The organism is Pseudobutyrivibrio sp. OR37, assembly GCF_900113655.1.
Classification (GTDB): Bacteria; Bacillota; Clostridia; order Lachnospirales; family Lachnospiraceae; genus Pseudobutyrivibrio.
On record NZ_FOQF01000001.1, the window covers coordinates 90831 to 103124 of the forward strand.

Annotated in this window: 9 protein-coding genes; 1 reads left to right on the forward strand and 8 read right to left on the reverse strand. The window is 35.4% G+C overall.

The window, feature by feature from the left end; genetic code table 11:
- Positions 1–84 precede the first annotated feature (84 nt).
- The 4 genes from BM097_RS00395 to BM097_RS00410 form a co-directional block, all read right to left on the reverse strand.
- Entirely contained in the window at positions 85–2304 is a 2220-nt protein-coding gene (locus tag BM097_RS00395) for a SpaA isopeptide-forming pilin-related protein (protein WP_177197316.1), read from the reverse strand.
- 154 nt (positions 2305–2458) lie between these two features.
- Complete coding sequence (locus BM097_RS00400; protein ID WP_090544795.1) at positions 2459–6088, reverse strand: SpaA isopeptide-forming pilin-related protein; 3630 nt, start codon at positions 6086–6088, stop codon at positions 2459–2461.
- A gap of 212 nt (positions 6089–6300) precedes the next feature.
- Positions 6301–6978, reverse strand: coding sequence for a DUF6591 domain-containing protein (locus tag BM097_RS00405; protein WP_177197317.1), 678 nt, complete (start codon positions 6976–6978; stop codon positions 6301–6303).
- A gap of 50 nt (positions 6979–7028) precedes the next feature.
- The gene (locus BM097_RS00410; protein WP_090544799.1) at positions 7029–8375 is read right to left on the reverse strand and encodes a zinc-ribbon domain-containing protein; all 1347 of its coding nucleotides are present in this window, start codon (positions 8373–8375) and stop codon (positions 7029–7031) included.
- A gap of 119 nt (positions 8376–8494) precedes the next feature.
- On the opposite strand from BM097_RS00410, the gene BM097_RS00415 reads away from it, so the two are divergent.
- Positions 8495–8653 carry a type II toxin-antitoxin system antitoxin gene (locus BM097_RS00415; protein WP_090544801.1) on the forward strand — a complete coding sequence of 53 codons (159 nt, stop codon included), beginning with the start codon at positions 8495–8497 and terminating at the stop codon, positions 8651–8653.
- Positions 8654–8750: 97 nt separating this feature from the next.
- Here BM097_RS00415 and BM097_RS16205 read toward each other — a convergent pair whose 3' ends face one another.
- Genes BM097_RS16205 through def form a run of 4 tightly spaced genes read right to left on the reverse strand, consistent with a single transcriptional unit; the run spans position 8751 to position 12276 of the window.
- Positions 8751–9704 (reverse strand): translation initiation factor 2, encoded by a 954-nt coding sequence (locus tag BM097_RS16205; protein ID WP_177197318.1) that lies wholly within the window; start codon positions 9702–9704, stop codon positions 8751–8753.
- An 11-nt stretch (positions 9705–9715) separates the two neighbouring features.
- Positions 9716–10165 (reverse strand): DUF4869 domain-containing protein, encoded by a 450-nt coding sequence (locus BM097_RS00425; RefSeq protein WP_090544803.1) that lies wholly within the window; start codon positions 10163–10165, stop codon positions 9716–9718.
- 11 nt (positions 10166–10176) lie between these two features.
- On the reverse strand, positions 10177–11763 hold the full coding sequence (locus BM097_RS00430) for a glycoside hydrolase family 25 protein (protein ID WP_090544805.1): 1587 nt from the start codon (positions 11761–11763) through the stop codon (positions 10177–10179).
- A 21-nt stretch (positions 11764–11784) separates the two neighbouring features.
- Complete coding sequence (gene def / locus BM097_RS00435; RefSeq protein ID WP_090544807.1) at positions 11785–12276, reverse strand: peptide deformylase; 492 nt, start codon at positions 12274–12276, stop codon at positions 11785–11787.
- Positions 12277–12294 lie beyond the last annotated feature (18 nt).

Below are 12294 nucleotides of genomic sequence, written 5' to 3' on the forward strand. Positions count from 1 at the left end.
TTTGGCGATTTTGTTTATCAAATGTGAATTTTTTTGCACAAATAAGGCCTTCCCGATGTTCGGGAAGACCTTCAAATAACTATTTTACATATATGAGCTTGGGTCTAAATTACGCTGCCTTAGGATTAAAAGTAGTAATGAGGATGACATGATAACCATTCCAAGGATTGTGAAAATAAGAATACCAATGCCTCCTGTGCTTGGGAGTGTAAGTCCTCTGTAGTTGAGCACCTTAAGCACTGCAATACCATTTTCAATTAACTGCTTGTTTGAATCATAGCTATCAAAGAAACCACATAAGCTTCCGTTAAACTCAAGCTGTGCTGTTTCATCATCGATTCGACTAATGGTAAATAAAATATCCTCTGCTAATGAGTTGTAGCCACTAGGAGCCTTTGTCTCCATAAGGATATAGTTTCCAGCATCAAGTCCTTTTACAAGGATACCTGTATCTGAAGCTACAGATGTAAGACTACCCTCAAATGGTGTCTCTTCATTAATGGCACCTGCTGTATATTTTACAAATACTCTTGCAACCACTGCATTTTTCTCATAAGCCACACCACTTGTTGTTACTCCTGCATCTTCCATGGTTTGTGTATATACGTAATAATTACTTTCAGGACCTTTACTATTAATATCCTCTTCAATTTCCTCAAAGGAAAGCTCTAAGGTGTCGGCAGCACTTCCATTCATATCTGCCTGCCAGATAAACTGCTTGTTGTCCTCAATATAAGTATTCACTTCCTTGTATAGATTAAACTGGGCGCCTGCTAAAGCTTCCTGGCTGTTTCCATCCAGCTTGATGAGCTGCATACCATAAGTATAAGCTCTTACTGTATCTGAAATACCTGATGTTCCTTCGTATACAATTGTTGCTGTGTTATAGTTTCCTTCTGAATTGACCTCTATCTTATCAGTAACAATGGCCTTGTAGGACAATGTTACAATTGCAGTATCATAGGTTCTACCATCTGTGTCATCCTTAATCATCTGCTTTAACACACCAACATTAATGTTAAGCTTGATATAGGTGCATTCTACGCCATCAGCATTTTCCTTGGTTCTAATTTCGTCTAGTGTGTAGACTGGTGCTGATTTTTTAATTGCATAATAGCTGTGGCCTGCTTCATAACCATCCAGTAAAGCAAGTGAAGTGCAATTAGTTGTGTAATCACTAATATTTCCATCTGTAAGCTCATAGTAATCTTCTCCTTCCGTTAATCCTGTTTTATCATAGGTTTCATCTGCTATTTCATAGTAATCAAAAGGTATTGTTGGAAAGTCCTCTTTAACGGATCCTTCCATAGAACCTGTAGTTGTAAAGCTAACATCTAATTCGTTGGATACCCCATCATTATTTGCATCGTAGATGGTAAAGGCTGGGCTCATGTAATCCTCGATGTACATTGAATATGCCTGGTCCATTGCTCTTGTGTAGGTTACTCTATCCTTGTAAAGAGTTGGTAAAGTAATATCTACATCGAAATCTACAACCTCGCCTATTCTTACATCATCTGCCTGCTTACCATTTATTTTCTTATCGATGGTGGCATCTGCTGATTTAAGCTCGGCAAAATAAACTGAATCTACGTAATAATTTCCCTCTGGTCCATTAATCTTTGGTGTTAAATCCTTTACCACTGGGGTAAATCTCTTAGCATCTGCTGTAACCATAACAGCATAGATACCAAGCTCAAGATCAGAAAATGTAACTTCCAGATTTTCTACATCCTCTACTGTTACACTATCCTTATAAGGTGTTAATTTGCCCTGGTAAACTGTATTTTCATCTTCCACACTAGAAGAAGAACCATACTCGATAACATTGAGTGGTCCACTTGAATCTCTGTTATAAAGTAAGTATTTATAAAACTCTGTCCAGGTAGACTGGCTGGCAGATGCAAGATTCTTAGGTGATGCATAGGCTGTTTTAATAGTTCCATTTGAAGAATAATTATCGTATGCCTGCAGCCAATCAGAAACCTGTGTTACCCAATAAGGATCAGAATATTTTTTTGTAACTGTGTCGTAATTTACTGAAGCTATTTTATAAATAGTAACCTTCTCTCCTACTGAGGTTGTCTTTACTACTAAAGAGGTTGTAGCATTTTCGCTATCTACCTTAATGTTTGATGCAGCAGCTGTTCCAGAGGTATTTTCTCTGTTATTTAAAGAATCCACATCAAAATCTGCTGCCAGGGAATTAATTGCCATAGCAGGCAAAAGTGACATCATTAGCAGAAATACAAATATGAGACTGAGAAGTCTTTTTTTCATTGTTTTAGTATTTACCTTCTTCATAATGTCACCTTCCATCTCTACAAAACAGGACTGTATCCTTATGATGGTTACATTTTACCCCCACCCATGTTACAAAGCTGTTACACATGAATTTGTAATTTTTTGTAATAAAAAAACACCCGAAGGTCAATGCCTTCGGGTGTAGGTTACTAATTTAGAAGTTATCTTCCATTCGTCTTCTGTTTAACATAATCAGGATTACTGTACCCATCAGTACTGTACCAATGATTACGAATAACAGGATACCAATTCCACCAGTACTTGGAAGTGTAAGTCCCTGGTAGTTGTATACATCAATGGAGATGCACGCATTCTGGTTGATTACTGCTGTTTCTGGATTAGTAGCATCATAATCATCTGACATTTCTCTGAACCATACCAAAGATTTGTCTGTAGTCTTTAGCTGCTCTTCATCCTCTGTAAGTCTATTAATTTCGAAGTAAATATCTTCTGCTAATTCGTTGTATCCACTAGGTGCCTTAGTCTCTACTAAGATATATTTGCCATCTGCAAGACCGTGAGCTGTAATACCTTTGTCATTGCCCACAGATACCAATGTATCAAATTCACCAGTGCTTCCCTGTGTGAATACTCCGTTGTCCATTACAACCTTCTTGAAGTATCTATCAGAGGCATCTCCTTCTCCTGGAAGTACATAATAATTCTCATGATCAGCCTCGATTACTTCTATTTCTTCTGGACTTAAGTTGCCAAGAACTTCCTTGTAAAGCTTGAACTGTGCACCTGCAAGGTATGCTCTTTCGCTGGCACTACCATCAATCTTGATGATATTTAAGCCATAGGTGTATGCATAAACTGCGTCATGCATTTCTGTCATTGAACCACCAGAAGAATCCTTCTCATAGTATACGTATGCAATATTGCTGTTTGCATTAGTATTAATCTTTGCATCTGCGTCAAGATATGCATAGTATACAAGTCTAAAGCCAAGTGGCTCTCTTTGCTCTGTTGTCTTTAAGTTATACTTCCAAGCTCTAAGTGCTGGCTCATCAAAATCAATTCTAATCTTAAGAGAGCCATCCTCTTGATTTTCAACTATGAAATCATTAAAGATTCTTACGTTTTCTCTTCTATTATAGTAATTGCCTACCAAATCAGAATTCTTTGTAATAATGTTTGTGTAATCAATCTGGTCGCCAGCCTTATCCATTGTAAGTCCGTTAGAACCTGACACTGGAGATGCTGTAAACTTGTATGGGCTACTTGTAGGAATACCATTCTGAGTAATAAGCTCTGGCTTCATCTCTCCCTCATCCTCATACAAGTAGTATAGCTTAAGATCATGGTCACCACCTTCTAATAAAGTGAAGCCGTTAGCCATAATATCCTCGAAGTACAGCTGATAGCCGCTACCTTCACCTGAAGTAAGTCTATCCTTGTATTCAGGAAGCTGGAAGTCAATTCTAAATTCGATTGGATCATCTGTATTGTTGATTTCGGCAATATCTTCCTTGGCATCATTAATATACTTGTCAATTGTAGGTTCAACTTCCTTGATGTATACAGTAAACATATCCTGTACAAAGAAGTTGCCCTGTGGACCAGACTGCTGTGGATATACAGCTGCAACTGTAACTGCATAGCTACTTGAACCAGCCTTTGCCAATATTGCATAAATACCATAGTTGATATTATCAAACTTAACAGCGTATCTTGTTGCGCCATCAGCGCTTGATGCAACCTCTGCACCTTCTGCATCCACGTAAACGTCAGCCATTGAGTTGTATTGGCTAGGTGAATTATTAACTACCAAATCTTGTAACAAACCTGTGGCATTTCCTTCAGAATCTACAATTACACCGCCTTTATTCTGAAGCATATCCTTGTAAAAGGCTGAAATAGTACTTGAAGATGCCTTTCCATTTGCCAGGTCGTAAGGCGTTGCAGCCGATTTTGAATAACCAGAAGTACTAATCCATTCCTGCACCTCTGGTACCCAGGCAATCTTGTTCAAGGTATTCTCAGAATCGTTCCATGGCATCTCAGCAATCTTGTACATTGAAAGGGTATCTGAAGATGTTGCAAGAACAACCTGTAAATCAGAATATGCTGTACTTGATGTTACCTTACGCTGATAGGGAACCTCTTCCTTTGAATACTGCTTATTATTTAATGAATCCACTGCATAATCTGCATCTGGATCATAAATCTTAAATGTAGATACAGCCTTTGCTGTTACTGTATTTGATGCAAGCTTCGTATTCTTAACACTTACATCTACCTCTGCATAATAATATCCAATATCTGTTGGAGGGCCAGCTAATTGCTGTCCACCACTATAAATACCTGCTCCATCAACCTTAAAATATTTAATTGGAGAAATTGTTGTATTTGCTGCACCTGCTGCAGACTTAATGGCAATATCGCCATCTATGGTTGCACTATTATAAACCTTTCCATCATAAGGCACATCAGCGGTCTTAATATTCATATCAATAGTTACACCAAGTGTAGATTCGTTTGTTGCGAAATATGAACACTTAGGGTCAGCTGCTGAACAGAACATCTTAATTGTATCTGAACCTGCTGGAGAATATAAATTCCAAATGTGACTTAGAGGCTGAGTTGTTGTCTTAAATTCAAAGTTAGTCTTTGCCTTCTGGCCTGCTTCTGTTAATCCTGTTACAGCATCACCATATTCTACGAAGAAACCTGTAGATGTATAATCTGTAACACTTGAAGAACCATATTGAGCCATGTTAGTAGAGCTAATATCATTCCATGAATAACCGGATGCCTTATAATATGGTGATGAAGAATTAATCTTTCCACTTCTGGCACCGGTAGACCAACCTGTACCAATCTTAAGTGTTGTCATAGCAAACTCAACGTTAGAGTTGTTTGGCTCACCACTATTCCAGTTGTTATACATTCCATTGCTGTCGGCTGTTCTCATAAGAGCGTCTGTACCCTTAACAGCATTTAAGAACTTACCACCATTAACATTGACATCAGGACCACATGACCAATACCAGTAACCAATAGCATTATCCGATGCTCCTGATGGTTCAGTAAATGTCTTGTAATAAGGAATACCATTCTTTGTATCAGATGCACCATGATTCATTCTGGTACCACCCATCCAACCGATTTCGTTAGATGTCTGATAAATGAAGAAATCTTCCTGTATACTAGATACTGTTACAAGATAGCCCTGCAAACCTTCATACTGCATATCAAGTGCTGTGTAATATGAATATTCCCAAGAACCATATTGCCATGTCTTTCCTGTTCCATCAGCTTTACCTGCTGCGCCACCAAGCTTATGATCAAACTTGATAAACTGATAATAATGGCCTGTATCTTCTGAATAGAAGGTCATGTATCTAACTATATCTCTACCAATAGAGAAGTTAATTTTCTGAGAAGAGTTTTGGCAATTTAAAAATTTAATTTTTCTAATATAAGCAGCAATATCAACCAGATTCTTACCTTCTGGGATATTGATAACATAAGTACCATCTGTACTAAGCTTTGTCTCGTAAGTAAAGCCTGCCATATTAGTAGGAAGAACAGCCTTCTCACCATTAGTTCTTACAGAAGTAAAGTTAATAACAATACTTTTGTAAAGATTAGCGCCAGTACCCAGACAGTTACTATAGGTCATTGTTCCTGATACAGCATCATAGGAAGGCTGACCTACATCAATCTTATCTGCTACTGCAGCATAGGTTGGAACTGATGGCACTACCATAGCTGCCACCATCAAGATTGTTACCAATAATGATAAAAATCTCTGTTTGAATGTTTTTCCTTTTGCCATAAAAAACCTCCAATCACTTCTCTCTAGTATTAAACACGTAAATGTATTAACCCACTTTGGATTCTGTAATGCCATTCTATAATCCCCCCTGTTACAAACTAGTTACACTTTGAAAAAATTTTTCAGATTATATTTTTTTACATAAAAAAAGTAAAACCAAAGGTTGTATTCCTTCAGTTTTACTTAAATCATTAATTGTAATATTAGCTCAACTAATCAGTATCTAATGAATTCAGTATTTTTTTACTACATCTAGTCGTTACCTCTATATAATAATTATAATCAGCAGTTGTCATAGATTCAGTCTTATATGAATCAACTTTTGATAAATATTCATTATACTTTGAAAGAAAATCGTAATAATCTGTAAGTAACCCAATATCAGTCGGATTATTATTGTATTCTTTCATAAACACAATATATTCATCAATAAATGATTCATAGGAATCAAGAAACTCCTTCAATTCTGGTGTGACATTTTTATAGTCATTTGAAACATTAATATTACTTGCAGAGTCCCTAGTATTATTATTTTGAGGCGTAATAACCGTATGTACCAAAAGGCAAATCATACATACACCAATTACTATGGTAACGATAGGAAAACCTTTTAACTTACACTTTTTTATAATCGATACAATAGCTATAACAAATGCAAGTAAACACAAAATTAAAAAAAGAAATACATTATCTATAAAAAATGCTGCCACAAGTATTAATAAAGAAAATATGCCTAATAATGTATAGACTTTATTTGTTTCTTCCATACCATTCTTTTTGACATTCTCTTTTCTGGTAGATGAAATACTATAATTTATCTGATTTCCACAATTGTGGCAAAAAACAGCATCATCCATAACATAGGCACCGCAATTAGAACAATAAGCCATAGTAGACTCCTCTCTCATCATTTATTAAGGCTAGCAATATATTATTCTATCTAAAAACTTTCTATCATCGTTCCAAATGTAATATCTGTTGTATAAATATAGTTAAAAAAAACATCTTGACTCTTATCTACTTTTTTATAATTAAATGTGAGCTTTGATGGCGTAACTGTTATTGAAGCATTATTATCCAATTCAATTTTCCCCTGTTTCTCCACATTTATATTGCTAGTCAGGCTATAGAGATCTTTTTCAACAAGCTCTCCAACAACAGAATATTCCGTGTATATAGGAATATCACCTTTCATCATTAAAATCACTGAATTATCAGCTTTTAACGAGCATCTAATATCTATTGATAAATCACCTTCATTAAAATCATGGTACCACCAATAACTTGAATAGCTACCATCTTGAGTAGCTTTCATTTTCCCACTAGTACATATCCACGTTCCGCATACTTTTGCCCAATCCTTATTGTTTTCAAGTAACATTTTTATATCTGAAGCTTTTACATCTTCATATTGGCTATTATCTGGCACATTTTCTATTAACTTAATAGCATGATTTAAATTTCCTAATTCAATCTCTTCTTTTGAATAGGCAACAGAAATACTATTTATATAATCATTTACATCTTTATAATCAGTTATCTCTAAAAGCTCATCAAGCGCTTCCTCAAAATTTTTTGAGTTAACCTGTGTTATAGCATAATTATATACAGCCTCTTTATATTGCTCATCACCATCTAAAATATTTCTCGCACTACCAAGTTTGTTTTTAGCAAAAGCATAATTAGATTTTTTAAGAGCATCCATACCAAGGCAGTATTGCACATAATCATTTTCATTAAGCATTTCATAGATTATTCTTGCATTATCATAATCACCTTTATTTACCAACATATCACAAATCTGCATTGCCTTATCATAACTGTCACTATAACCAACTGCATTAGCGTAATTACTAGCAGCATTAATGGCAGCTTCATCGTTATTTTCTTCATATAGACTCTGACCTTTTGAATAATAAAATGCTTTAATCGCGACATCCAATTTATCTGCTGCATCCTTATATGTACCAGCTCTTTTATAACATTTAATAGCTTTACTATATGACTCATTAGAAAAGGCCTTTTCCGCAATATTATATTGAGTATTTGGATTAAAATAATATACCGTTCCAATTATGCAAATAAAGATTACCAACATTACTATAGGCAAATACTTTTTAATTACTATCAATATGCTTTTCATATTATGTATAGTTGACTGTTCCTTATCGATTTTAAGTTCTTGTTCTTCAGATTGCTGACTTCTTAATACTACCGGATATCCACATTTATAACATCTCTCTACATCTGGAGATAACTCTGCCCCACATTTAATACAAAATGCCATATCAACCTTCTCCTTCCCTTAAAACAATTTTTATGTACTTGTTTTAAGTACATTTTAATCATAGCAGACTAATGTGAACTTAATATGTACTTATAAAATCAAATTGATGAGGGGTACACATGAAAAAAGAAAAAGATAAACATTTAGGTTTAAGAATTGATTCAGAAACACATGATAAATTAAAGGATTTAGCTGAATATGAAGGCCGCTCTATTAATGGAGAAGTTTTATATTTAATTAGACAAGCAATAAAAAAATATGAAATTGAAAATAATTAATCTCAGTTGAATAACTATTAATTCTCTAAACGAATTTAATTTTATATAAACAGTGCAAAAAAGTCTCTCCAAAATCATGTTAAGGAGAGACTCATTCTTACTGTATCTGTTCAGGCAATACATGCTTTATCTTCTCTAAAGCTTTTTTACCCAAATAGTTTTTATTCAATTGTGTTTTAGAATATTTATAAATAGTTTGCTGCGATAAATTAATTAAATATTTGTTGTAATATTCTTCCCAGCTAGCGAACTCTTTGCTATCAGCATAATTATATGTTTGATTTATAATTTCATTTGGGACATCCAATAATTCTGACTTAAGTATAATATACTCAAATGACTCCGGTGCATAAATCACACACTTACATTCATTTAAAGATAGATATCCCATTATCTTACCTATTTCAGGACCAAATGCAGCTCCATCTACAATCACAAGAAGCTTCTTGTCTTTATGTTCTCTTATACTTTCGTATATGTTGCTTTTTCCATTTGAAGAAATGCACTTATCAAAGATATGAGAAAAGCACTGATATCCTGAATTAGAATCCTCTGTAATCACAAGCTCAGGATTTACATTCTGAATAGGATTTAAATTATAAAGCCTATACATTTCATTATAAACTTTTTTATAAGCTTTATATTTGGATGTTGAAGATACATTAACAAGACCATAAATCTCATCAACACTATATGGTAACTGGCTCAAATCATCACGAGTAACTATCACAAAATAGTTATCAGAGCCTCTTACCAACTCAGCAAATCTCTTAGTTTTAATAAAATCTGCTGTTTCATCTATAAATACTATAGTTTGAGACAATGCAGATAGTCTCAACTCCCATGCAACATTAGTTAATACTGAACATTTTTTTTCACACTTTAAACTGATACCTGAAGAAGCTCCATTAGCTTCATACTCACTGACTAATCTAATTAATTCAGTCTTACCGGTTGCACTATTTCCCTTAAGGATGGTAATGTTCCGATTAACTTCTAAAAAATAATGAACTTTGTTGTTATAAATTTCAATATCGTATTTTCCTACCATATCTCCATTCCTTAAATCAATTTATTATCAAGTACTTCTATAACTAGTTCCTTTTGTGAATGAACTAATTTTCTAGTATTAACAATTTCTACTTCAAAAGAAGCATCTCCAAAATCCATTAGATATCCTAATCGAATCATAATATCTTTATTTTCGGCAATTTTCAAAATCCATTTTGCGCAATTGTCTCCACACGCAGAAGCATTAAAGACATGTGAATCATCATTATTCATAAGAATGAGTGTTTTTACACCACCTGATAATCTTTCAACAGGAATAGAACCAAGAAATGGACTATCAATCAGCCTAGGTCCCATAACTTTTGATCCATCAATATCCTTAATCATTTCAACTGATATTTTATCAACGATCCATTCATCTTCGTATGTATTGTTAAAATAGACATCAGGATTAAATATATAGTTATCTGCTTCAAATTCTCCAAAATAGATTTTCAGCATAATTCCTCCATTTATTCAACTACCTTAATAAAACTGCTAACGCAATATAAAACCTGTCCGTTGTATTCTACTCTAGACCAGCCCAAATCATTATTGATACCAGTGCGTACTGCTGTCTGCCCATTATGAAGAGTTACAACTACGGCTGAATCAGTATCTGTAACACTTGGTTTAGAGCGAAGATTTACCATTTCCTTAGCGGTAATAGTTTCGTTTACATCTGTAAACTTTGTCTTTATGCCTGATGCTGCTGGTGCTGGTGCAGCATCTGGAGTTTCGGGCTGCTGCGTAGCTTCTGTCTGAGCTGGAGCAGAGGTATCTGTTGTAAGATAGCTGGATACTGCATAGTAGGTTACGCCATCTAAAACTACTCTTGACCAACCGCTATTGCTCACACCAGTTCTAGTGGCAACCACTCCATTTAAAAGTGTTGTCTTTACTGTGCTATCTGCTCCCTGGCTTGGCTTATCTCTAAGATTTGTTTTACTCTTTGCTGTAACAGCCTCATTCACATCTGTAAATTTCATCAAGGCTTCCACATCAGCGGATGCTACCTCTCTAGCAGATGTATCCTTTGCACTTTCAGTTCCGTTATAACCAAAGTATGCAATATTAACATCTACCTTGCCCTTGATACCTGCAACACTACCCTGATTAGAATACTGCCACATATCATACTTAAAGCCTGCCTGAGGTCCCTGGGCTATATTAGAGGTGTCCTGATTATACCAAGCCATCCAAATCTTAAACTTTGAACCAAGAGTGGAAGTGTTCCATTTTGCATCATTTGCCATTTCATTTTTTGAAGCATAAAAGATAGGTGTGTATCCCTTTTTATATATTTCATTAAGAAAGGCTACAGCAAAATTAGATCTATCATCCTTTGAAAGACTATACTGACGACTGCTGCTGTTTTCAAAGCCCTCACAGTTATAACCAACTGGATATGTAATGGCATACTTGCTGATATAATTAGCTACCCAATCTGCCTCTTCAACAGCTTCTGTGGATGTAACAGCAGTAGAGAAAAAGTAAGCACCAACCTTGATTCCATTTTTCTCTGCTTCCTGCATATTGTATTTAGCATTAGTATCTGCCTTGATTTCACCGGTTACAGAATCTCTGTAGCCTACACGAACCATGGCAAAATTAATACCAGTGCTAGCCACCTGTGCCCAGTCAATAGTGCCCTGAAACTTTGAAACATCTATTCCATAGGTAAGATTTCCATTTTCTCCTACATTGCTAGCGCTAACAATATCTTCTACATTTATCGCTGCGCCTGATTCTTTTTGAACTGTACTTTCTGGATCTGTAGTATCTTCTGAAGTGCCTTCTTCGTCTGGATAGATAACTTCAATTTTAACATCTGAGTCCGGGTCTTCCTCAGAAGGAGCCTCCACATTTTGTGCAACCTCTGCAGGCTCATCCTTCTTTGAAATCTTAACCAGCACTACTGCACCAATAATCAATACCACTGCAACCACTCCGCAAATGGATGCAATTAATATTCTTTTTCTTTGTAACTCTCTTTTCTTTCTGTTTCTGCTGCTAACCTGTACCAGAGTTCTATCTAGCTTTTCATAATCATTATTCATTACAAAATATCTCCAGGATAATTAGTCTTCCTCTTCATATTCTTCCATGAGATCTTCTACATTATAAAGCTCACCCTCTACCTTTTCTGTGTAAATGTGGCCATCAAGATGATCAATCTCATGTAAAAGAGCACGAGCCATAAGGCCTTCACCTTCAACGATGTACTCTTCCATGTCTTCATTTAAAGCCTTTACTTTTGCATAGTTAGGACGTGTAACCATTCCTGTTTTACCTGGTACTGAAAGGCAACCCTCATTTCCTGTCTGCTCGCCAGATGTTTCAAGTACCTCTGGATTAATAAGTGTAACAGGGCCCTCGCCTACATCGATAACACAGATACGACGAAGAACGCCTACCTGAGGAGCTGCAAGACCAACACCATCTGCATCATACATTGTGTCGTACATATCCTCGATTAAAGTCTTAAGACGTGGTGTAAGCTCCTTAACTGGCTTGCACACCTTAAGTAATACATCATCTTTTCCATACTCTCTAATTTCTAAAAGTGCCATAATAATTCCTTTCTATTA

Bases quoted from the DNA above. Each gene is read 5' to 3' on its own strand.
- BM097_RS00395 (WP_177197316.1), bottom strand. From the start codon at position 2,304: ATGAAGAAGGTAAATACTAAAACAATGAAAAAAAGACTTCTCAGTCTC.
- BM097_RS00400 (WP_090544795.1), bottom strand. From the start codon at position 6,088: ATGGCAAAAGGAAAAACATTCAAACAGAGATTTTTATCATTATTGGTA.
- BM097_RS00405 (WP_177197317.1), bottom strand. From the start codon at position 6,978: ATGGCTTATTGTTCTAATTGCGGTGCCTATGTTATGGATGATGCTGTT.
- BM097_RS00410 (WP_090544799.1), bottom strand. From the start codon at position 8,375: ATGGCATTTTGTATTAAATGTGGGGCAGAGTTATCTCCAGATGTAGAG.
- BM097_RS00415 (WP_090544801.1), top strand. From the start codon at position 8,495: ATGAAAAAAGAAAAAGATAAACATTTAGGTTTAAGAATTGATTCAGAA.
- BM097_RS16205 (WP_177197318.1), bottom strand. From the start codon at position 9,704: ATGGTAGGAAAATACGATATTGAAATTTATAACAACAAAGTTCATTAT.
- BM097_RS00425 (WP_090544803.1), bottom strand. From the start codon at position 10,165: ATGCTGAAAATCTATTTTGGAGAATTTGAAGCAGATAACTATATATTT.
- BM097_RS00430 (WP_090544805.1), bottom strand. From the start codon at position 11,763: ATGAATAATGATTATGAAAAGCTAGATAGAACTCTGGTACAGGTTAGC.
- def (WP_090544807.1), bottom strand. From the start codon at position 12,276: ATGGCACTTTTAGAAATTAGAGAGTATGGAAAAGATGATGTATTACTT.